Origin of the sequence: Saccharothrix sp. NRRL B-16314, assembly GCF_000716595.1 — a bacterium.
GTDB lineage: Bacteria > Actinomycetota > Actinomycetes > Mycobacteriales > Pseudonocardiaceae > Actinosynnema.
The window spans coordinates 26,581-48,869 of record NZ_JNXC01000014.1; the positions used below are offsets into that span (position 1 = coordinate 26,581).

The following is a 22,289-nucleotide window of genomic DNA, read 5'->3' on the forward strand; positions in this document are numbered from 1 at the left end:
AGCACACATGACCGCGTTACCGCTCGACCGGCTGCCGAAAGTCCTCGTCCTCGACCCGGTCGCCGACACCGCGTTGCGCACCTTGCGCGAGGGGTTCGACGTCGTGGTGCGAATCCGCCCGGACCCGGACGCGCTGCTCGCCCTCGCACGCGACGCCGACGTGATCGTGCTGCGCAGTGGTGTGCGGCTGCCGGCCGCGGTGTTCGAGAACGCCCCCGGCCTGCGCCTGGTGGTGCGCGCGGGCGTCGGCATGGACAACATCGACGTGGCCGCCGCTGCCGCCGCCGGGGTGCGGGTGGTCAACATCCCCGCCGAGTCCGCGACGGCCGTTGCCGAGTTGGCGTTCGGGCTGATGCTGGCGCTGCTGCGGAACGTCGCGCTGGCGGACCGGCAGGTGCGTGACGGCCGGTGGCGCAAGCACGAGCTGGTCGGTGGTGAGCTGGAGGGCCGGGTGCTGGGGGTGGTCGGCCTCGGTGCGATCGGCAGCCGGGTGGCCCGGATCGGGCGCGGGTTCGGCATGCGGTGCCTGGGTTCCGTCGCGCGGCCGAGTCCGGAGCGCGCCGCCGAACTGGCCGCCGCCGGCGTGCAGCTCACCGATTTGCCGCAGCTGTTGGCGGACAGCGACGTGGTGTGCCTCGCCGTGCCACTGGACCACCGCACCCGCCACCTGATCGCCACGCCGCAACTGACTGCGATGCGGCGCACTGCGGTGCTGGTCAACGTGTCGCGGGGTGACGTGGTCGCGGAGGGTGATCTGCACGCCGCGCTACGGGCCGGGGTGATCGCGGGCGCTGCGACGGACGTGCACGAGGTCGAGGGGGAGACGAAGCTGGCGGAGTTCGACAACGTGGTGCTGACGCCGCACATCGGCGCGATGACCGCCGAGACGCAGGAGCGGATCGGACGGCGGGTGGTCGCACTCATCCACGACGAGTTCGCCCGCCCTGAAGGCCCTGTCCCCAACGAGTCCCGCGCCGATGGCTCGCGCCCTGACGACTCTCGCGCCGATGGCTCCCGCCCTGACGACGCCCGCCCTGACGACTCGGGCACCGGGGTGTCCGGCTCCGACCATGCCGACGCCCGGCCCGACCCGGCGCCGGTGGGCGCGTGACCACCGTGGCGCGGGGGACCATGAGCGCCGCGGTGCTCACCGGGCCGCGGCACGTCGAGTCCCGCGGCATCCCCGTTCCCGACGTCGAGCCGCGCACCCTGCTGGTCCGGGTGCTGACCACCGGCGTGTGCGGTTCGGACGTGGCCGCCTACCGCGGCACGCACCCGTACAAGACCGCCCCGATCGTGCTCGGCCATGAGCTGTGCGGGGTCGTCGAGCGGCTGGGCGACGGGGTGCGCGGCTTCTCGGTGGGCGACCTCGTCTGCGCGGCGGCGTACTCGCCGTGCGAGCGGTGCGCTGCCTGCCGTGCCGGCGCCGCGAACCTCTGCACCGACCGCCGCAACCTCAGCCACCTCGGGTGGCAGGGCTCGTTCGCCGACTACGTGCTGCTGCACGAGAACATGGCGTTCCGCCTCGCGGACCACGTGGACCCCTTGGCGGGCGCGATGGTCGAGCCGCTGAGCATCGGCCTCCACGCGGTGCGGTTGGCGCGGCCCGCCGGTTCGGTCGTCGTGCTCGGCTCGGGTTCCATCGGCTTGAGCTGCGCGCTGGCCGTGAAGCGGCGGTGGTCGGCCTGGGTGACGTGCGTCGACCTCGGCCCGCACAAGGAAGCACCGGCCAGGCTGGCCGGCGCCGACGACTACGTGGACGCGGCGGGGGACGACTTCGCCTCCTGGGTCGCGCTCGGTCCGGCCGACGTGGTCTTCGTGGCGTCCGGCCACGACGGCGCGCTCGCCCAGGCCGCCGCGATGGTCCGCCGGGGCGGCCAGGTCGTGGTGGTCAGCTACTTCGACGCACCCGTGCTGCTCGACGCCAACGCGCTGGTCGGCGGCGAGCTGACGCTCGTCGGCTCGGCGCTGTCCACCGCGGCGGACTTCGCCGAGGTGATCGACTGGGTGGAGACCGGCGCCGTCGACCCGCGACCGCTGGTCACCCACCACTTCGACCTCGCGGACACCGCCGGCGCGCTCGCGCTGCTCGACGGAGCCGGTGGGAACACCGGGAAGGTCATGATCCACGTTTCGACCAGGGAGGGTGGCGGCCGGTGACAGGACAGGTCGACGTCGGTGTCGTCGGGGCGACCGGGTGGACGGGGCGCGAGCTGTGCCGCCTGCTGCTCGGGCACCCGGCCGTCGGGAGGATCGTGCCCACCGCGCGGGACACCACGAAGGCGTTCCACCACGTGCACCCGAACCTCCAGGGCAGCGGGCTGGAGTTCGTCGACGTCGGCGAGCTGGTGGCACAAGCCGCTGATCTGGACGTGGTGTTCTTCTGCACGCCCGCCGGCGAGGCGATGGCGCTGGCACCCGACCTGCTCGCACGGGGCACCCGGGTGGTGGACCTCAGCGCCGACTTCCGGTTCCCCGATCCCAAGTTGTACCAGGAGATCTACGCCGCCGAGCACACCGCGCCCGACCTGACCGCGCGGGCCGTGCTCGGCGTCACCGAGCTGTTCCGGGAACGCGTGGCCACCGCGCCGCTGGTCGCCAACCCCGGCTGCTACGTGATCGCCACCCTCCTGGGCCTGGTGCCGCTGGTCGAGAACGGCCTGCTGACGCCGTCGTCCGCGGTGCACGTCCACGCGGTCAACGGGACGACCGGTGGCGGCACCAAGCCGAAGACGGAGCTGATGCACGCCGAGGTGTTCGGCTCCGTGCTGCCGTACAGCCTCGAAGGCCACCGGCACAGCGGCGAGCTGGAGCACTACCTGGGTGAGCTGGCGGGCGGCGGGATCACCGTCGTGATGAGCACAGCGCACGGGCCGTTCGCCCGCGGCATCCTGGTGCAGGCCGACGTCGTGGTCCCGCCGGGCGCGAAGGCAGACCTGGACCGCGACGCCCTGCTGTCCCTGTACGTCGACCGGTACGGCGCCGGCCACGACGGCGAGCACTTCGTGCTGGTCAACGACGTGGCCAAGCGCGGCGGCCCGAACGCCAAGGAGTACGGCGCCTACCCGAGGGTCGCGAACGTCGTCGGCTCGAACCACTGCCACCTGGGCGTCGACTACGACCCGGTGCGCGGTGTCGTCAAGGTCGTCTCGGTGATCGACAACCTGGTCAAGGGCGCGGCGGGCTCGGCGGTGCAGAACATGAACGTGATGCTCGGCCTGCCGGAGACCGAGGGCCTGCGGATGTACGGCCTGTGACGGGCCCGGCCGGGATCGCGCTGGTGACCGACCGCACCCCGGAGGCGGGCGAGCGGTGGGTGTACTCGGCGGGGTTCAACATCGCGCCCGGCCCCGGCGGCATGGCCCGCGTCGACGTGGAGGTGCCGGACCTCCTCCGGCTGGCACGGGCGGGCGCGCGCGTCGCGGTGCTGACCCACCAGGGCCGGTGCGCCGACGGGACCGCGCGCCACCTCGACGACCTCGCTGACTACCTCGGCGAGCGGCTGGGCCGGGCGGTGCGCTACGTGCCCGACAACGCGGGGGAGCAAGCGGTGGAGGCGGCAGCCGCGTTGCGCGACGGCGAAGTCGCGCTGTTCGGCAACACCCGGCTGCATTCCGGCGAGGAGTCCAACGACCCCGACCTGGCCCGCCGGTTCGCGCGGCTCGGTGACCGGGTCGCGGTCGGCGGGTTCGCCAAGGCGCACCGCGCCCACGCGTCCAACGTGGGCATCCTGGACCACCTGCCGGGCTGCGCCACGAGCAGCCTGGTGGACGAGGTGGTGTCGCTCTCGCCGTGGGCCGGGGCGGACGACACCCGCTACTCGGTCGCCGTGCTGGGCGGCAACAAGCGGGAGAAGGTCGAAGCAGGGCTGCGCGGCCTGAGCCGGACCTACGACCTCGTCATCCCCGGTGGCGCGGTGCTCAACAGCCTGCTCGCCGCGCTGGGTCACCCGATCGGGCGGTCCGTCCTGGGCGACGACCCGGAGCGTGCGGTCACGATCGCCGGCGAGGTCCTGAACGGCCCGCGTCGGGCGAACATCCACCTTCCCGGTCACGTGGTCGTGGCACGTCCGGTGGACGGCGCGTACGTGGACGCCGAGGTGGTGCCGCTCGAAGGCCCCGGCGGTGGCGTACCGCCGGACCGCGCCATCGTGGACTTCCGGCTGCGCGGCTGGGTCCGCGGTCGGCTGGCGGACCTGGGACGTGGCGACCGGGTCGTCGTCGCCGGTCCGCCGAGCGCCTGCGCTGCCGGTCACCGGGGCGCCGCCGACACGCTGCTCGCCGCACTGGGCGACGCCGAGGCGAAGGGTGCCGAGGTGGTGCTGCTCGGGGGCGACACGGCGGCCGAGCTGCCCTGGAGCGGCCACAGCTCGACGGGTGGCGGATCGGCCCTCCGCTACCTGGCGGACGGCACCTGCGTGGTGCTGGAAGCCTTGCGGCGCAACGCGAACAGGAGGCGACATGCTTCGCTTTGACCACCTCGTCCCGACATCGGTGGCCTTCGGCCGGGGACGGATCGGCGAGCTGGGGCGGATCACCGCCACGTACGGACGCCGGGCGCTGGTCGTGACCGGTCGGACGGCCGTGCGCCGGCACGGGGTGCTGGACCGGGCGCTGGCCGCCTTGTCGGACGCGGGCGTCGAGAGCGTCGTGTTCGACCGCGTGTCACCCAACCCGTTGGCGTCCGAGGTGGACGAGGCCGCGGCGCTGGCCCGTGCCGAGCGTTGCGACGTCGTCGTCGGCATCGGCGGCGGTAGCGCGTTGGACGCGGCGAAGGCGACCGCGGTGACCGTGCCGCGCGGCTCCGTGCGGGACCTGATCGGCGCGACCCTGTCGCACGACCCCGGCAGCCTGCCGATCGTCGCCGTGCCCACGACGGCGGGCAGCGGCTCGGAGGTCACCAAGGGCGCGATCATCACCGACGCGGAGGCCCGGTCGCGGGCCGGGGTGCGCGGTGACGACGTGTTCCCCCGTGCGGCGGTGGTCGACCCGGACCTGCTGGCCACCGTGCCCCTCGCGGTCGCCGCGGAGACCGGGTTCGACGCGTTGGCGCACGCCGTGGAGAGCTACGTGGCCCGTCGAGCCAACCCGATCAGCGACCGGCTCGCCGAGTCCGCCGTCGGGCTCCTGGTCGAGCACCTGCCGCGGGCGGTGGCGGGTGACGCCGACCCCGACGTGTCGGAGGGCCTGGCGCTGGCCGCGCTGCTGGGCGGCTGCAACGTCGCCACCGCGAGCACCTGCCTGCCGCACCGGCTGCAACAGGCCATGGGCGCCGTGCCGCACGCCGACATCTCGCACGGCCGCGGCCTCGCCGTGCTGTACCCCGCGTGGCTGCGCCGCGCCCACCCGTGGGCGGGGGAGCGCTTCGACCGGCTGGGCCGGCTTCTCGGCGGCACGTCGGCGGTCGAGTCGCTGGACGCGTTCCGGGAGCGGATCGGGTTGGCGTCCCGGCTGCGCGACCACGGCTTCCGGCCGGCGGACATCGACGTCCTCGTCGCCGGCGTGACGGGCAACCTCGACAACGACCCGATCGAAGGGGTGGACGCCGGGTTGATCGAGGCCCTGTACCGGGAGTCGTGGTGACCGGGGCCGTGCCGCTGCGGGTTTAGGGCATGGTCTAAAGGTCCGCGCCCGCGTTGACGCTGCGGAGACTCCCGCGAAACGATTCGGCGGTGCTTCAGCAGAAAGCGGTTGTCGACCTGTTGCTGTGGGCTGCCGGGGGAGACGTCGCGCCGCCTGACCTCCGCGAGTCCGATTGCGAGCAACTCGCGGCGGCGCTGCACAGCCACCGGTTGGACGCCAGGTTCCTGCGCCGGGCCAGGGTCGACGGCGTCGAGGTGCCGCACGTCCTGGCGCGGCGGCTCACCGAGCGGCTCGCGGGCATCCGCCGCGACGTCGACAAGCGCGCCGCGCTGGCCCGGACGCTCTCGGCCCTCGCGAGCCCGGACGACCACCGGCGGGGCTTGATCACCCTCAAGGGGTTCACGCTGCTCGGCCTGACCGGCGGCGAACAGGCGGTGCGGCACAGCGGTGACCTCGACGTGCTCGTCGGCGACCCGGCCGAGTTCGTCCAGCGGGCGCTGACGCTCGGCTTCACGATCCGGGACCGGATGGACGTCCTGGACGAGTACGCCCGGCTGGTCCACGACGAGCACGGCATGGTCGAGGTGCACTCGTACTACGCGGTGCCGTCCTGGCGGTCCCGCGCCACCGAGGTCGACTGCGACCCGAAGGCGAACCCGGACCGGTGGGTCCACGGCGTGTCCCTGGGCGAGACCCGGCTGCACTACGCCGACATCGTGGACGACCTGGTCCCGGCGCCCGCCCTCGAAGGGGGCGGGTGGGTCCTGCGACCCGAGGTCGCGGTGCTCGTCCAGGCCGCCCACCTGCACGGCGACTACGTGCGCGCGGTCCTGCCCGAGCCGATGGGCACCGCCCGGCTGGACGAGATCGCCACCGTGCTCGACTTCTGCGCGTTGCCGGGCTTCGACTTCGGCTACCTGGCCGAGCTCGTGGACCGCTTCCAGGCGCACGACGTGGTGGCGTTCGCGCGGGCGCTGGCCGTCGACCTGCTCGACCGCGACCCGTTCCCGCCCGGCACGGGCCTCGACCTGCCCGACGGCCGCTTCTTCCCGGTCGACCTGTGGTGGGACGGGGTCGAGGGGTTGCTCGTGGACCTGGGGTGGAACCCGCTGGAGATCGTCGTGCGGTCCGAGCCGCCCCTCGCGGTCCTCGAACGGCTGGGCGCGTGCCGGGTGCCCGTGACCGACGTGCCGCGTGAGGTGTCCGCGGCCACCGGCACGTCGAGCGACCTGGACCGGTACGTGCTGCGGGAGGGGCGGTCCGGCCACTTCGACGTGCGGTGCGCGCCGGCCGCCGACGACCGCGCCCTGTCGCTCACCATCTCCGTTCCCGCCGCGGCGGACGACCGGATGATGGCCGTGTCGCTCAACTTCGGCGACTACCGCTTCGAGTTCTTCCACCGCAACGCGGAGAACGACCTCCAGTTCGACGACTACTCGCTGACCCCGGTCGAGGGTCCGCCGGTCGAGCGGAGCGCCCGTCGCGTCGACGGCCGTGACGTGCTGACCGTCCGCATCCCCTGGGTCCGCCTGGGTGACACCCGACCGGCGGACCTGCCGCTGTTGCTCGGGGTGCGCCGGCAGGTGCGCGAGTGGGGCGCGACCGACGGTGTCGCGATCCTGCCGCTCCGCCTGACGTGGGGCGCGGCGTGAGGACCACGCGGGGCGGCTTGCCCGTTCCGGTGCGGATCGGCGTGCTGGCGAACGCGACGTTCAGCGGCCTGATCATGGTCGCGCTGCCGCTGCTGCTCAACGCGCGCGGTGTGGGCAAGGCGCACATCGCCGCGTTCTTCGTGCTCAACGCCCTGACGGCGGCCGTGCTGAACCTCACCGTCGGCCGGCGGCTGCGCCGGATGCCGTCCAGCCGGGCCATCTCCATCAGCGCAGGCACGTCGGCGGCGGGGCTGGTCCTGCTGGCCGTGACGCCCTGGCCCGCCCTGGTCTACCCGGCGGGCATGGCGGTGATGGCGATGAGCCTCGTCTACCCGCGGTACGTCGCCATGGCGGACAGCTACTCGGCGCGGTCGGCCGCGCGCACCATCAGCGGGATGCGCTCGCTGTACGTGCTGGGCTACGTGGCCGGGCTCGGCGTGTTCGCCGCGGCGACCGAGCTGGAACGCCTGGCCGGTCCGGCGTTCCGGCCGGTGCACGTCGCGGTCGGGCTCGCGCTGCTGAACGTCCTCGTCGCGTGGCTGCCCCACCGGCCGCCGGCCGTCGAAGAGCCCGGTGCGACGACCTCCGACGCCGCGAAACCGTTGCCGGGACGGGTGGTCCTGCTGGGTGCCGCCGCGGCCGTGCTGCTGCTGCGCGCGGCGGACAGCCTGCGCGCCGTGTACCTGCCGCTGTACGCGGTCAACTCCGGTGTCGGCGAATCGGCCGTGTCCGGGCTCTTCGCCGTCACCGCGATCGTGGAGTTCGCGGTGCTGGTGCCGTTGAGCGGGCTGAGCGACCGCTTCGGCAGCCGTCGCGTCCTGGTGGCGGTGTGCCTGACCGGCGCGCTGTCGTTCGTGGCCGTGGTCGTCGCGTCCGGGTACCCGGTCCTGATCGGCTCGCAGGTGGTCTACGCGGTGTTCGCCGCCGGATTCCAGAGCATCGGGATGGTGGTGCTCGGCGAGGCGCTGCGGTCCGGCATGGGCGGCGGCGCGGCGCTGTTCACCGCGTTGGTGCAGGTCGGTTCCACCGTCGGCGTCCTCGCGCCGCTGCTCGTGCCGGGCTACAGCTCGTCCGTGTTCCTGATCGCGGTAGCGTTCTGCGTCGTAGCAGCGGGGCTGCTGCTCGTGGACCGGCTGCGACCGACCCGCCGCCCGACCGGTGTGCCCGTGGGCGCCGTCGGCAGCACCACGTGACCGACCACCGAGGGAGACGTATCCCGATGACGGATGACCTCCGGGCGCTGTTGCGCGGACTCGCCGTGTTCGCCGGCGACCTGCCGCCGTTCGACACCGAGGCCACGCCGGACGAGCCCGTGCCGCTGTTCACCGAGTGGCTGCGCACGGCGATCGAGCGCGACGTGCCGGAGCCGCACGTCATGACACTGTCCACGGTGGACTCCGAGGGCCGGCCGACGTCCCGCGCGTTGATCCTGAAGAACGTCGACGAGTCGGGCTGGCAGTTCGCGTCCACTTCGGCCGGTCGCAAGGGCCGGGAGCTGGGCGCGACGCCGTTCGCGGCGCTGAACTTCTATTGGCAGCCGTTGGGGCGGCAGGTGCGGGTGCGGGGTGCGGTGCGGTCGTTGGGGCCGGAGGCGAGCGCCCGCGACTTCCTCGCCCGGTCGCCCGGGTCGCGCGTCGAGACGTTGGCGGGCAGGCAGAGCGAGCCGTTGACCGACCCGGCGGAGCTGACGGAGGCCGTGGCGCGGGCCGAGCAGCGGGTGGCCGCCGAACCGGACCTCGTGTCGCCGACGTGGACGCTCTACGCCGTGCTGCCCGACGAGGTCGAGTTCTGGCAGGCGGACAAGGGGCGGCGGCACGTGCGGCTGCGGTACGAGCGCGGTGACGACGGGTGGACCAAGGGCCGGCTGTGGCCGTGACGACAGGAGGACGGTCATGCTGATCGCGGTCGTGGGCAGTGACGGGGCCGGCAAGTCGACGGTCACGTCGAGGGCCGCCGAGCGGCTGGTGGGGCTGGGGCACCCGGTGCGGCAGATCGACCGGTGGCACATCGTCGACAACCCGGCGTACCCGGTGACGCGGTTCCTGAGCCCGCCGGTGTCCGAGCTCAGGCTGCGCGTGGCCGAGATGCCCAACCCGCCGCGCTTCCTGTTCCTGATGTGGTCGATCGGCATGGCGCTGCTGGGCCGGGAGGACGCCGTGCCGCCGCCCGAGGGCGAGGTCCAGCTGCTCGACGGGTACTGGATGAAGCACGCGGCGAGCGAGATCGTCTACGGGTTGGACCAGGGCTGGGTGGAATCGGTGGTGGCCGGCCTGCCCCGGCCGGACCTGGTCGTGTACCTGCGGTTGGAGCCGGAGGACGCCTGGCGGCGCAAGGTGGACGACGTGGTGCCGTACGAGTGCGGGATGGACGCGTCGTGCTCGAAGGAGAGCTTCCTGGGGCACCAGGGACGGATCTTGTCCCTGCTGGACGAGTGGTCCGCCCGCCACGGCTGGACCGAAGTCGACGCCACCGCGCCCTTGGACGCCGTGATCGAACGCGTAACCAAAGAAGTAACCGCCGCGCGGGGTTAGCCGGCTGGCGTGTCCGGCCGTCGGGTTCGGCAGGCAGGCAGGCAGGCAGGCCCGGCTGGCAGGCCCGGCTGGCAGGCCCGGCAGGCCCGGCAGGCAGGCCCGGCTGGCGGGTCGGGCCGGCGGGTTCGGCAGGCAGGCCCGGCAGGCTGGCCCGGCTGGCGGGTCGGGCCAGCGGGTCGGGTCGGTGGATCGGGTCGGCGGGTTCGGCTGGCGGAGCTGGCTGGCTGGGTTCGGCTGGCAGGCCTGGCTGGCAGGCCCGGCAGGCGGGTCGGGCTGGCAGGCCCGGCAGGCGGGTCGGGGCGGCGGGCCCGGCTGGCGGGTTCGGCTGGCGGAGCTGGCTCGGTTCGGCAGGCAGGCCGGATCGGCAAGCCGGTTGGCCGGCGCCGTCAGCAGGCCCGGTCAGCAGGCCCGACAGGTGCAGTCGGCACAGTCGGTGCAGTCGGTCGGTGGGCTCAGGTTGCGGGGGTTGGCCGGCGGGCCGCGATTCGGGTCGAGCGGATGCCGGCGGGCCACTCGGCGCGCGGTCGGAGCAGGAACCTGATGTCGGCCGACGTGTGGTCACCGCGCAGCACGAAGCACTCCGCGCCGCGCCGGGCATGCTCCAGCAACGCCGTCAGCTTGCCCGCCATCGCACCACTGGTGTCGTGATCGGCGGCCGGCCAGATGCGCCGGAACGCCTCGTCCGCCGACTCGGGGTCGATCTCCGGCAGCACCTCACTCCCACCCGGACCATCGGCCAGCACGCCGGGAACGTCGGTCAGCACCGCCACCCGCACCCGCCCCGGATGCGAGCGCACGACCACCGCCGGCACGTGATCACTGCCGAAGACGTGCAGCGCGCCGTCGTCCCCGAGCACGCAATCCCCCGACAGCACCGGCAGCATCCCGTGCCCCAGCAACCGGTCCAGGACACCGGGGTAGACCTCGGGACCGTCCTCGCCGAGCGTGCACACCGCCGCGACCTGCACCGGCAGACAAGGCACACCGTGCCGGCGCAACGCCTCCACCCAAGCCCACTTCACCCGGAACGTCGCCCTGGTCAACGGCAGCGACGCGAGCGGGTCCGCCGCGTCCAGGTGCCGCACGGCCCCGTGGCCGATCGCACCGCCGCCGACCACGAGCACGACCCTCTGCGGCGCGGCGCGGTGCAGGTCGGCGACGAGCTTGGCGTAACCGGCGAGCACTTCCTCGTCCAGGTGGTCGTGCCTGGCCTTGTCGGAAACCAGGCTGCCGCCGACCTTGAGCACCAGGACGTCCACGTCGCGGTTCACGTCATCCCGACCGGCACGGTCGCCCACGAGCCCGCCAGCGTGATGCCGGACCGACCGGCCTCCGCGCGGACACTGCCCAGGTCGTCCACCCACGCGTCCAGCGCCGGCGACGACACCGCCATCCCGACGCCGACTCCGACGCAGCGCATCCCGGCGGCGGTGGCCGCGCCGAGCCCGACCGGCGCGTCCTCGAACACCGCGCAACGCTCCGGCGGCACACCCAGCTTCTCCGCCGCGAGGAGGTAGCCCTCCGGGTCCGGCTTGCCGTGCGCCACGTCCGCCGCGGTGATCACGAGGGACGGTTCGGGCAGGCCGACGGCCGCCAGCCGGGCACGGGCGATCGGTGGTGTGCCGGAGGTGACGATCGCCCAACTGCTCGGCGGCAGCGTCCCGAGCAGGTCGGCCGCTCCGGTGACGGCGGTGAGCGTGTCCATCACCTCGAAGTCCAGTTCGGCGATGCGGGCGACCTCAGTGTCCACGTCCAGCCGGGGTGCCACCAATCGCACGAGGTCCGCGTCCCGGCGACCGTGGGCGAGGGCCACCACCCGGTCGCCGTCGAGTCCGCGCTCGGTGGCCCAGCGCCGCATGCATTCCTCGATGGCCGCCACCGAATTGACCAGAACCCCGTCGAGATCGAAAAGGAGCGCGTCGAGCCCGGAAATCGTCCAGTTGCGCAGCACCGTGTTCCCCCCCTGGCTGGACTGCGGTGACCGGCCCACCCTAGGCCGGCGGATAACGGTGCGATGGCGTCGGACGCGGGAATTGGACGTTTTGCTAAGTGTTCTCGACAGTACGCGTCGGCGCACATATACATGTTTCCGCAATTGTGTTCCGGCGACGACGTCAGGAGTTCCGTCCGGTGACCGCAGGCCCTGGGGATCCCGTGTTCGTCATTCCGCACTACGCCCGGTCCGAGGAGTCGTGGACCGCGTTGCGGTGGACGGTCGACAGCCTCCTCGCGCAGGACGACCCGGCGTGGCGGGCGGTGATCGTGGACGACGCCTCACCCCGGCCCGACACCCGTCCGCGGCTGGACGCCGTGCGCACGTTGGCCCCCGACCGGATCGACGTGGTGCTCCGCGACACCAACCAGGGACCTGGCACGTGCCGCAACGCGGGCGTGGGCTGGGCCGCCGAGCAGGGCGCGCCTTTCGTGCTGTTCCTGGACGCCGACGACATCGCCCACCCACAACGCCTGTCCCGCACGCGGGAGTTGTTCGGCCGGCGGCCCGAGGTCGACTTCGTCTACTCGGGATTCACCGTGATCGACGAGCGGGGTGACGCGGTGGCCGAGGAGCACATCACCCCGTCGATCCGGGAAATCCTCGACTCACACCGGAAAGGCCCCGTCGAAGGGCCCGACGCGTGGATCGCGATCGGCACCGAACTCGGCTACACCACCCTGACCTCCACCGTGTCGGTCCGCACCGACCTCGCGCTGCGCTTCCCGTTCCCCGGCACGTACGTCGCCGAGGACGACCACGCGTGGCTCCGCATGTCGGCCGGTGGATCGGGCTTCGCGTTCCTGCCGGACACGCACACCGGCTACCGGGTGCCCACCGGGGTCGAGGGTTCGGCGACCCGGCACGCCATCGGCAGCGGGTTCTACTGGGCCTCGGCGCAGGTCACCTCCGACGGGTTCGCCCGTGCGCTGTCCCTCGCGCTGGCACGCGGCACGGTGGAGGAGTCGGAGGCCGAGCGACTCCGGGCGCGCTTCTACGCCCGGCTCGCGGAAACCATGGCAGGGGAGGGTTTCACGGACATCGCCGACATCCTCCACGCGCTGGGCCTGGCCGAACCGGCCGACGGGTGAGTGGCGCGGGCTAGAGGCGTGGGTGGATCGCGCGGGCCAGTTGCGTGGGTGGATGGAGCGGGCCGGTGGCGCGGGTCAGTGACGGGCCTCGATGCCGGTCCGGCGGTCGAGCAGGCCCTGCTCGTAGGCGAACGCGACCAGCGCGGTGCGGTTGCGCACCTTGAACCGCGTCATCAGCCGGCCCAGGTGGTAGCTGACGGCCTGGCGGCTGTAGTGCAGCGCGTTCGCGATCTCCACGGTGGACAGACCACGGGCGATCATGACCAGGATGCTGCGCTCCAGGCCGTCGATGGAGTGGGTGTCCACCGGCGGTTCGCCGTGTCCCGGCAGCACATCCGTCAGCAGGGCGGACACCACGTCGTGCGTCGCGACGACGGCCCGGCCGCTGACTTCCCCCGTGTCCGAGCCGTGCTCGGCGCCGAGCGCCACGAGCTGGTTCGCCGCGATGGCGGCGTACCGCCGGGTGATCTTGACGAGGGTCCGTCTCGGTACGCCGGCCGCGACCAGCGTGTCGGCCGTCCTGGCCACCAGCGACAGGACCTCCTCGGGGATCGGCCTGCCGTACAGGACGAACTCCCGCACCGCGGGCCACACTTCGCCGAGCACTTCCACCACGTCGCGCTCGACCGCGGCCCGGTGCGCGGCGATGGGCCACTTCTCGGCCAGCGCACGCAGTTGGTTGGCCAACTCGGCTTCGATGTCCAGCGGTCGGTGGACGACCGCGACATCGCCTAATTCCCCAAGAACCACGATTCCCCCATAGTTTCGGCTGCATTCGGTCGCGGCAGGGCGCCACCCCTGTCAGCGCGACGGTCGCCGCGGGGACGGAACGACCGGATCAGCGGCCGGGTGCGCGCCGCGGGCAGGGGAACACCGAGGTCCGAGGTGTCGATCCGCCGGTCGAGCTCGGTGGACGGGCGAGAGCGCAACCATGATCCCGGTAACCCCCATGCCGGGTTTTCCGATCATCCGCCGGCCGATCCAGGTTAATTGGGAACGCTCCCAGGGTCAAGGATCGGTGGCGCGGAGGTTAACGCACAGTGGCTCTATATTCGCGTACATCCGCACTTGCGGATCGGCCCGAAAGATCACTGCGGAATACCGTGGGTAATCGACCGGCGAGTGCATCGGCCGTTCAGGTATTTCTCTGCGGGATCGCGCAGTGGGCGATATTGGACATTTGGACCGGTGACTGCGCAATCCCGCAGTCACCGGGTGCTGCGCGGCCGGGTTCCGCCGGTGTTCTCCCGCCAGTCCACTGAGGACCGTGGGTCACCGTCCTCTGGCGGATAGCAGGTGGTGACGGCCAGTGCCGGCACTGTCACGGACGGTCGGTGCACGCCCGCGCCCGCGGACGACGCTGCCCGGCGGCTTCCGGACGGCCAGTCGGCAGACGCCCATCGTCGCGAGTGGACCAATCCTCGTGTCCCGGTAGGCCATGCGGGTGACGTCGCGTAACGAGCGCGGACCCGCTCACGACTCGGTTGGGTATGAACGCGGATCAACGCGGCACATGCGGTTGTGCGGCTGTATTCGTTGACGTGCGGGGAGGCGTCGAGAAAGATGAACGGACCGGTTGTCCGCGGACTTCGCGCCAAGGTCTCCGTCGGCGGCGGTGTGGCCGCCGTTCCCGGGTCGGGTAGTGGGCGCGTGACGTCCCTCCTCGCACTCGGAGCCTGATTCTTCGGATCGTCATCCCGACTTCCGTCGACCTGTCGCCATAGGTCGACGGAAGTCGCGCTACCTACCGCCGCATGTTGCCGAAGTGGAAGGCTCGACGTGAGCAGCGATTTATACGAAGGGCCTGTCAGGTCGCATGCGGGCACCGTCCCGGTCACAATCCCGGCAGAAATTTTCGTACCCGACCGCGAGTCGGTCGGAATGGGAGTGGCGGTCACCTTCGAACAATCGGTCGCGGCCCGTGTGCGACCGGATCCGGTCCGTGACCCGTTGTCGGACCGGAGGGTGCTCGCCACCCCCGCGCCCGCCGGGCTCGGCCTGGACCTGCAAGCGGGCAGCACGTCGTGGCCCACGCTGCTCGACCGGGTCACCCTGCTCTCGGCCCGGGAAATGGAAGTGCTGCTGCTCCTCGGAACAGGTGCATCCAATCGGACCATCGCGGGCCGGTTGAAGGTGGCGGAACGAACGGTGAAAGCGCACGTCGCCCAGGTGATGGCGAAGCTGGTGGTCGAGTCGCGACTGCAGGCCGGACTCGTCTCCCTGGTGTTCCAGTTGGTTTGTGAAGGGTCGCTCCCGCTCGCCTCGCCGAATCACGGCGGACGGCCGGTGGGTGACGCTGCGGGTTGACCCGATTACCGAGCGGTCGTACTTCGGAATGCCGAGACGCGCGCATTTCGAAACGGCTGGCACTCGAATTGGACCTAAGTTCCACTGAACCAAAGTTCCATTGTGGCCGCAGGTCCCGGTCCGGCAGGCTGGGGCCTACGTTTGTGGAGTGGCGCGACCGGATGGGGGTCTATTTGTCATGCGTTCCTACGGGTCCTATATTGCCGGTTCGGATGTTCCCTCCGAGAACTGGGTGTACACGATCAGGGCCTCGGCGTTCCTGGACGACTTCCTGCCCAACCTGAAGGTCAAGCGGGAACTCGAACGCGGCACCCGCACCGACGGGGACTCGCTCCCCTCGGTCGCCGCCCGGTGCGCGTTGACCGGTGAAGCCGATCTCCAGGACGCCCTCGTGCGGGCCAAGGAGGCCGCGCCGAAGTGGGCCGCGTTCCCGCTGGAGACCCGGATGCGCCTCGGCGCGCGGGTGCACGAGGAGGTGCTGCGGCGCAAGGAGGAGTTCCTCGACGTCCTCGTCGCGGAGGGGCACCCGAGGCGGCTGGCCGAGTGGGAGATCGCCGGCATCCTCCAGGGCACGTCGCCGGAGACGCTGGACCTGTGGCGCCGGCAGATGCGCGAGGAGCACCAGGTCGGTCCGCGCAGGCTGCTGCTGGTGCGCAAGCCAGACGGCGTCGTGGTGCTCAGCCCGCCGCAGAACGCCGCCGCGTCCAACTCGATCCTCGGCGTGCCCGCGCTGGTGGCGGGCAACTCGCTGGTGGTGAAGGCACCGCGCAGCTCGCCGTTCGGCGTCATGTTCGCGTGGCGCGAGATCGTCGCGCCGATCCTGGACGAACTCGGCGCGCCGCCCGGCACGCTCGGCCTCGTCTGCGGGCTGCCGAACAAGATCCTGGCCCAGTGGCTGGACAGCCCGCTGGTGGACGACATCTTCTTCTTCGGCGGCAGCGAGCGCGGCATCCAATTGGGACAAGACGCCGTCGCGCGCGGCAAGAAGCCGGTCCTGGAGCTGGCGGGCAACGACGGCTGCGTCGTGTGGAAGGACGCCGACCTCGACCTGGCCGCCGAGGCGCTGACCGAGAGCTTCTTCGGCTCCGGGCAGATCTGCATGGTGCCGAAGTACGCGGTCGTCCACCCGGACGTCGCGGACCGGCTGCTGGCCCGCCTCGCCAGCCTGGCCGCCAAGATCCGTCCGGGCTACCCGGAGGACCCCGAGGTGCTGCTGTCGCCGGTCATGCGGACCGACGAGTACTTCGCCCACCTCAACCAGGCCACCGCCGCGGGCGCCCGGGTGATCACCGGCGGGCACCGGGTGGAGATCGACGGGACCGTGTCGGAGACCGGGCCGTTCCTGGCGCCGACCGTGCTGCGGGTCGACGGCCTCACCGGGGCGCGTGAGCTCTCGGCCGTGCGGGAGGAGACGTTCTTCCCGCTGCTGCCGGTGGTCGTGCCGACGGCGGACGACGGCACCCTGCTGGACGAGGTCATCGCGTTCCTCAACGGCAACAAGTACGGCCTGCGCAACTCCCTGTGGACGTCCGACCCCGACGTGATCGACAAGGTGGCCGCCGGGGTGACCAACGGCGGGCTGCTCAAGGTCAACGACTCGCACATCGGCTTCGTGCCGCTGCTGTCGACGCACGGCGGCACCGGCCTGACCGGCGGCCCGTTCGGCGAGCTGAACTACCCGCTGCTGCGCACGTCGCACCTGCAGGGCATCAGCATCGCCGAAGGCGTCCAGCCGCGGACCGCGGTGTTCGAGTCGGCGGCATCGGCGTCGGCGGCGGAGGAGGAGGCCCGATGAGACTGCTCGCCGCCGAACGCGAGGCCTGCGACCGGCTCCTGCCCGGTCTGGACGGCAAGCTCGCCTCCATCCCGCTGCTGGAGCTGGAGGCGCCGGGCAGCCCCGGCATCGACCTGTTCCGCGACGCCGGCGGCGCGGGCCTGCTGATCCCCGAGATGTACGGCGGCGGTGGGGCGTCCGCGCTGGACGCCGTCCGCGTCACCCGTGCCCTGGCCGTGCGCTCGCCCTCGCTGGCGGTCGCCACGACCATGCACCAGTTCTCGGTGGCGAGCCTGGTCGCGCTGGCCGCGTCGAGCGACGGCCTGGAGTGGATGCTCCTGGACGGCGTGGCGCGCGACCGGCGGCTCATGGCGTCCGGCTTCGCCGAGGGCCGCACGTCGCAGAGCATCCTGGCGCCCACCATGAAGGGCGTCTGGGACGGCGCGAACTGGCGGGTCAGCGGGCGCAAGCAGCCGTGCAGCCTGTCCCGCTCGATGGACCTGCTGACCGCGAGCGTCACCCTCGAACACCCGGAGGAAGGCGTCCGGACGGCCATCGCGCTGATCCCCGCCGCCGCGCCGGGCATCCGGATCGAGCCGTTCTGGGGCTCGTGGGCGCTGGCCGGCGCGGAGTCCGACACGGTGATCCTCGAAGACGTCGAGGTGCACCCGGACCTCATCGTCGAGCTCAAGGCCGGCCTGGACGGCGAGCTGGACGACCTCCAGACCCTCGGTTTCGTCTGGTTCGAACTGCTCGTCACGGCCTGCTACCTCGGTGTCGCCCAGGCGTTGACCGAACGGGTCCTGAACGGGTCGCGCGGCGCCGCGGACGAGCGGACCGGCCTCGCCATGGCGGTGCAGGGCGCGGCCCTGACGCTCGACGGCGTCGCCCGCAACCTGGACGACGGCGACGGCGGCAACGACGGCCTGGCCCGTGCCCTGATCACCCGGTTCACCATCGCCGACACGATCCGCTCGACCGTCGCGAAGGCGGTGGAGGTGCTCGGCGGGATGGCCTTCGTCGGCTCGCCGGAGGTCGCCTACCTGGCCGCCGCGTCGCACGCGATCGGCTTCCACCCACCGTCCCGGCACAGCTCGGCCGACGCCCTCCTCGGGTGGTTCTCCGGGCGTCCGGTCGTTCTCGACTGAGACCGGCGAGGAGACACATGTCAGTCACGGCGGTCGCCCAAGGCGACCAGGCGCTCGACCACGCGGAGGTGCTGGACCTCTACCGCCGGCACCTGTCCCGCGGTCGCGCCAAGATCTCCGAGGTCTTCGGCACGCAGATGGAGGTGGCCTCCCGGGGCGCGTGGATCGAGACGTCGGACGGTGGCCGCTACCTCAACGCGGGCGGCTACGGCGTCTTCGTCCACGGCGCGCGGCACCCGCACGTCGAGGAAGCGGTGATCCGGCAGATCCGGTCGAACCCCATCGCGTCCCGGATCCTGCTGGAGCCGGAGGCGGCACGGGCCGCCGAGGCGCTGGGCCGGGTCGTCCCCGACGGGTTGGCGCACGTGCACTTCGCGGGCTCCGGCACCGAGGCGACCGAGGCCGCGATCAAGCTGGCACGCACGCTCGGCAAGCGCCGCCTGGTCTCGACCGTCGGCGGCTACCACGGCAAGACGTTCGGCTCGCTCTCCGTCACCGCGAACAGCCTGTACCAGGACCCGTTCCGCCCGCTGCTGCCGGACGTCGCGCACGTGCCGTTCGGTGACGCCGACGCGCTCGCGGCCGAACTGGCGGCCGGGCCGGAGGCGTGCGTCGTGCTGGAGCCGATCCAGGGGGAGGGCGGCGTCAACATCCCGCCGGACGGCTACCTCCGCGACGTCCGCGCGCTGTGCGACCAGCACGGCGGGCTCATGGTGCTGGACGAGATCCAGACCGGCATGGGCCGGGTGGGCACCTGGTGGGGCGCGGACCGCGAGGGCGTCACCCCGGACGTGATGCTCGTCGGCAAGGGCCTGTCGGGCGGGATCGTGCCGGTGTCCGCGATGGTCGCCACCCCGGCGGCGTTCCGCGCGTTCGCCAAGGACCCGTTCATCCACACCTCGACGTTCTCCGGCGCGCCGATCGCGATGGCCGCCGCACGGGCCGCCGTCGAGGCCGTCGAGGCGGACGGCCTGGTGGAGCGCGCCGCGACGATCGGCGCCACCCTCCTCGCCCGGATGCGGGAGGTCGTCGAACGGCGCTGCCCGCACCTGGTCGTGGAGGTCCGCGGCGTCGGCCTGCTCATCGGCGTGGAGCTGGAAGGCCCCGGGCTGGCCGGCGCGCTGCTGTCCGAGATGGTCGACCGGCACCTGATCGTCAACTACTCGCTCAACGCGAGCTCCGTGCTCCGGTTCACCCCGCCCGCCGTGATGGACGACGACGACGTCGACTTCCTGCTGTCCGCGTTCGACGGCGCGTGCGCCGAGCTCTCGGCGCGCTACCCGTCCGTCCATTCCGTAGGAGCCAGCTGACGTGCGACACGTAGAGATCCACGCGTTCATCCGAGGCGTCGACGCCGACACGGTCTTCGACACCCTGGCCGACTTCAGCCACTACACCGACCTGGTGGACGTCGTGCGCTCGGTCGAGATGACCCGGCCCGCCGACGGTCCCGCCCACAGCACCTGGGTGGTCGAGTTCCGCAACGGCCTCCTGCGCTGGACCGAGGAGGACTGGTTCCGCCGCGACGAGCTGCGGCTGGACTTCAACCAGACCGAAGGGGACTTCGACGAGTTCTACGGCGGCTGGGTGCTCGAACCCCTGCCGGACGGGGTGAAGACGGCGCTGATCGCCGACTTCGACTTCGGGGTGCCCTCGCTGGCGAGCATCGTGGAGCCGGTCGCGGAGCGCGTGCTGACCGACGTCACCCAGCTGATCCTGCTCGGCCTGTTCGGCGACCGGGTCGAGTTCCCCGAGGGCACCGCGGTCCCCGCGCGACCGGCCGTCGCCCGCGTCTGACCGCGTCCGACCGCCCGCGTCCGACCGCCGCACCCGGCCCGCCGGGCACAGGCCCGTCACGCGCATCCCCAGTACCGACCAACCGCAGGAGGAATCGATCATGAGCAAGGCCCGCGAACTCTACCAGTTCCACGCCGCGCCGAACACGGTGCCGGAGGGGAACCTGCTGAGGGACGTCTCGCCCAAGCAGCTGCTGCGCGCCGCGCAGATCACCCTGGCGAAGTCCACCCTCTCGCGCAAGCGGCTGCCGGTGAAGCTGAACCTGGACGAGTACCGCTCGCCCGACTTCCGGTACGACACCGACTCCGGGGAGAAGACGCAGAAGCTGCTCGAGGACGTGCCGCTGAACAGCGACGGCGTCCGGTGGATCCACGACGACGAGGACCGCGCCGTCCTCTTCTACGGCATCCGCACCCTGGAGATGGACTACGACGAGTTCGTCGAGAAGGTCGACATCAGCCGGGTCGGCGACTGCTTCCGGGACGTCCTCGGCATCAACACCCAGGTGCTGCGCCGCGACGACGCCGGCCGCCCGCTGCTCCAGATCGAGCGGATCGCCGCGCTGGCCCAGCCGAACTACTCGGCGTTCCTCGGCAAGGACGAGCTGGACGTCTACAAGCTGGAGTTCATGGAGTACGGGCCGGACGAGGTGCGCAACTGGATGCGCACCGTGTGCAGCCCCAACGCCTCCACCTCCGCCGACGACGGCTACCTCGCGTTCCGCCGGATGCCGGGCGGCGCGGGCACCCAGATCGTCTTCGTGGCGCGCCAGGCGTTCCCCCGGCCGCGGCTCATGGTCCTGTTCCGGCTCGACCGCTGGGTGTGGTTCCGCACCATGCTGACCGAGAACGCCTACATGGACTTCTGGAACGACACGGTCGACAACATCCTGTCCGTGTACGAGGGCCGGGAGATCGGCATCGGCCGGCCGGACCGCAGCGGGCGTTCCGGGAAGGTCCTCACCGTGGCCGCCCTCCTCGCCGGCGCCGCGTACCTGCGGGCACGGCGGCGGGCGAAGAAGCGTCGTTGAGCCCCAGCGACCCCGTGCAGTGATGAGAGGGGAGGGATCCTGATGGACTACCCGTACGCGTTCCACATCGCTCTGGACGGCAACGGCCTGAACGGGTTGGAAGGCCGCGCCGGGGTCTGCGTGTTCCAGTACGACCCGGAAACCGGGCGCTACGCCTACAAGGTCGAGTACTACGACGGCATGTCGGGCGGACACGCGGTCAGCGTCAGCCCGGACCGCCGGGTCGGCTTCCTCGGCAGCACCGGCCAGCACCTGATGTTCTACGACACGGGGACGCTCGACGAGATCCAGCGGATCTCCACCCTCCGGTTCGAACCGACCGACTCCTCCATCAAGGGCAGCACTCACGTCGCGTGGATCAACGACACGCAGGCCGTTGCCGCCATGGGCGACGGCCTGTGGCTGTCCGACCTCCAACGGCTGGACAAGGCCGAACGGCTGGGCGACCACGGCGTCAAGCTGCCGCACGCCATGAAGGCCACGGCGTCGGGTCGCTACCTCGTGTACGGCGGCATGGACCACCCGGGCCGCGGTGAGGCGTGCGAGGTCGGCATCTTCGACATGCACACCCGCACCGCGCGCCGGGTGGAACTGCCGGCGACGTGCTGGCACGTGGTCTGCCACCCGTCCGAGGACCGCTTCTACGCCCTGTCGTTCCGGGTGCGCCCGCAGGACGGCCGGGACTGGCACGAGTGGAGCATCGCCCAGTTCAAGGAGTACGCGTTCGAGATCGACGCGGAGACCGGGCAGGTGCTGCGGCACTGGACCGCCGGGCACGACACGCCCGCGCACATCAACTCGGACGTGTGCATCTCCGACCGCGAGCTCATCTACTGCAACGGCGCGAGCGGCACCATCGTGATGATCGACCTGGACACCTTCACGTCGTACCGGGTGCTGGACGAGCGGCCGAACCTGCGCACCCAGCTGCGCGCGGGCCGCCAGGTCGCGCGCACCCTCGTCGACACCCTGACCAGGGGTTCCGTCGTCACGAACAGCCACCACTACCTGCGCGCGCTGCGAGTGGCCCGTGGCGCGATGGTCGACTCGGTCTACGCCTGCCAGCTCTCGGCCGACCAGTCGCTGCTGTTCACCGCGAACCGGGGGCTGAACTCGATCACGGTGTACAACTACCCGGAGAACACCGTCCGCCTCCAGGTGCGGATGCCCGAGCTCCAGGAGTTCGACGGCGGGCTCCGGTGGTGGAGCGATCCCCGGCTCGGCTTCCACCACAGCACCCTGCTCAGCCCGCCGCCGGCCAAGGCGGAACCGGAACCCGCGCCGCAGGCACAACCGCGGCCACGATCACGGGCGCGAGCCCGAGCGCGCTAGCGACCACGCGGCGGCATCCGAGGCCACCGCTCCGAGACCGGCGAACCCACCT

The 22,289-nt window shown here is 72.0% G+C and carries 20 protein-coding genes; 17 read left to right on the forward strand and 3 right to left on the reverse strand.

Annotated elements, in window-relative coordinates:
* Positions 1-7 precede the first annotated feature (7 nt).
* From OQ02_RS20895 to OQ02_RS20935, 9 genes are all read left to right on the forward strand, one after another.
* Positions 8-1,111, forward strand: coding sequence for an NAD(P)-dependent oxidoreductase (locus OQ02_RS20895; RefSeq protein ID WP_063747115.1), 1,104 nt, complete (start codon positions 8-10; stop codon positions 1,109-1,111).
* The gene (locus tag OQ02_RS20900; protein WP_197043417.1) at positions 1,108-2,160 is read left to right on the forward strand and encodes a zinc-dependent alcohol dehydrogenase; all 1,053 of its coding nucleotides are present in this window, start codon (positions 1,108-1,110) and stop codon (positions 2,158-2,160) included. The genes OQ02_RS20895 and OQ02_RS20900 overlap by 4 nt, the downstream gene beginning before the upstream one ends.
* Positions 2,157-3,257, forward strand: a complete 1,101-nt coding sequence (argC, locus tag OQ02_RS20905; protein ID WP_033440207.1) for an N-acetyl-gamma-glutamyl-phosphate reductase — start codon at positions 2,157-2,159, stop codon at positions 3,255-3,257. Before OQ02_RS20900 ends, argC begins: the two co-directional genes overlap by 4 nt.
* A complete protein-coding gene (gene pgk / locus OQ02_RS20910) occupies positions 3,254-4,474 on the forward strand; it encodes a phosphoglycerate kinase (protein ID WP_033440208.1) in 1,221 nt (406 codons plus the stop codon). The genes argC and pgk overlap by 4 nt, the downstream gene beginning before the upstream one ends.
* Positions 4,461-5,582: an iron-containing alcohol dehydrogenase gene (locus OQ02_RS20915; RefSeq protein ID WP_033440209.1), complete on the forward strand. Its 1,122-nt coding sequence runs from the start codon at positions 4,461-4,463 to the stop codon at positions 5,580-5,582. Before pgk ends, OQ02_RS20915 begins: the two co-directional genes overlap by 14 nt.
* Positions 5,583-5,671: 89 nt before the next feature.
* The gene (locus tag OQ02_RS20920) at positions 5,672-7,234 is read left to right on the forward strand and encodes a nucleotidyltransferase family protein (protein ID WP_033440210.1); all 1,563 of its coding nucleotides are present in this window, start codon (positions 5,672-5,674) and stop codon (positions 7,232-7,234) included.
* A complete protein-coding gene (locus tag OQ02_RS20925; RefSeq protein WP_156077174.1) occupies positions 7,231-8,427 on the forward strand; it encodes an MFS transporter in 1,197 nt (398 codons plus the stop codon). The genes OQ02_RS20920 and OQ02_RS20925 overlap by 4 nt, the downstream gene beginning before the upstream one ends.
* Positions 8,428-8,453: 26 nt before the next feature.
* Complete coding sequence (locus OQ02_RS20930) at positions 8,454-9,110, forward strand: pyridoxine/pyridoxamine 5'-phosphate oxidase (RefSeq protein WP_051772586.1); 657 nt, start codon at positions 8,454-8,456, stop codon at positions 9,108-9,110.
* Positions 9,111-9,126: 16 nt separating this feature from the next.
* Positions 9,127-9,765: a dTMP kinase gene (locus OQ02_RS20935; protein ID WP_033440211.1), complete on the forward strand. Its 639-nt coding sequence runs from the start codon at positions 9,127-9,129 to the stop codon at positions 9,763-9,765.
* Positions 9,766-10,217: 452 nt separating this feature from the next.
* On the opposite strand, the gene OQ02_RS20940 is transcribed toward OQ02_RS20935, so the two are convergent.
* A complete protein-coding gene (locus OQ02_RS20940) occupies positions 10,218-11,036 on the reverse strand; it encodes an amino acid kinase family protein (RefSeq protein WP_197043419.1) in 819 nt (272 codons plus the stop codon).
* Positions 11,033-11,755, reverse strand: coding sequence for an HAD-IA family hydrolase (locus OQ02_RS20945; RefSeq protein WP_331281544.1), 723 nt, complete (start codon positions 11,753-11,755; stop codon positions 11,033-11,035). Before OQ02_RS20945 ends, OQ02_RS20940 begins: the two co-directional genes overlap by 4 nt.
* A gap of 164 nt (positions 11,756-11,919) precedes the next feature.
* Here OQ02_RS20945 and OQ02_RS20950 point away from each other — a divergent pair, with 164 nt between their 5' ends.
* Complete coding sequence (locus OQ02_RS20950; RefSeq protein WP_231500141.1) at positions 11,920-12,849, forward strand: glycosyltransferase family A protein; 930 nt, start codon at positions 11,920-11,922, stop codon at positions 12,847-12,849.
* 75 nt (positions 12,850-12,924) lie between these two features.
* On the opposite strand, the gene OQ02_RS41115 is transcribed toward OQ02_RS20950, so the two are convergent.
* Entirely contained in the window at positions 12,925-13,599 is a 675-nt protein-coding gene (locus OQ02_RS41115; protein WP_156077176.1) for a helix-turn-helix transcriptional regulator, read from the reverse strand.
* 1,029 nt (positions 13,600-14,628) lie between these two features.
* On the opposite strand from OQ02_RS41115, the gene OQ02_RS41120 reads away from it, so the two are divergent.
* From OQ02_RS41120 to OQ02_RS20990, 7 genes are all read left to right on the forward strand, one after another.
* Positions 14,629-15,156, forward strand: a complete 528-nt coding sequence (locus OQ02_RS41120) for a helix-turn-helix transcriptional regulator (RefSeq protein ID WP_156077177.1) — start codon at positions 14,629-14,631, stop codon at positions 15,154-15,156.
* A gap of 178 nt (positions 15,157-15,334) precedes the next feature.
* Positions 15,335-16,951, forward strand: coding sequence for an aldehyde dehydrogenase family protein (locus OQ02_RS20965; protein WP_081915811.1), 1,617 nt, complete (start codon positions 15,335-15,337; stop codon positions 16,949-16,951).
* On the forward strand, positions 16,948-18,078 hold the full coding sequence (locus OQ02_RS20970; RefSeq protein ID WP_033440214.1) for an acyl-CoA dehydrogenase family protein: 1,131 nt from the start codon (positions 16,948-16,950) through the stop codon (positions 18,076-18,078). The genes OQ02_RS20965 and OQ02_RS20970 overlap by 4 nt, the downstream gene beginning before the upstream one ends.
* 17 nt (positions 18,079-18,095) lie before the next feature.
* Positions 18,096-19,388 (forward strand): aspartate aminotransferase family protein, encoded by a 1,293-nt coding sequence (locus OQ02_RS20975; protein WP_033440215.1) that lies wholly within the window; start codon positions 18,096-18,098, stop codon positions 19,386-19,388.
* Position 19,389: 1 nt separating this feature from the next.
* Complete coding sequence (locus OQ02_RS20980) at positions 19,390-19,875, forward strand: type II toxin-antitoxin system RatA family toxin (protein WP_033440216.1); 486 nt, start codon at positions 19,390-19,392, stop codon at positions 19,873-19,875.
* 100 nt (positions 19,876-19,975) lie between these two features.
* Positions 19,976-20,905: a hypothetical protein gene (locus OQ02_RS20985; RefSeq protein ID WP_033440217.1), complete on the forward strand. Its 930-nt coding sequence runs from the start codon at positions 19,976-19,978 to the stop codon at positions 20,903-20,905.
* Between the two features lie 42 nt (positions 20,906-20,947).
* Positions 20,948-22,237 (forward strand): hypothetical protein, encoded by a 1,290-nt coding sequence (locus OQ02_RS20990; RefSeq protein WP_197043420.1) that lies wholly within the window; start codon positions 20,948-20,950, stop codon positions 22,235-22,237.
* Positions 22,238-22,289: the final 52 nt, after the last annotated feature.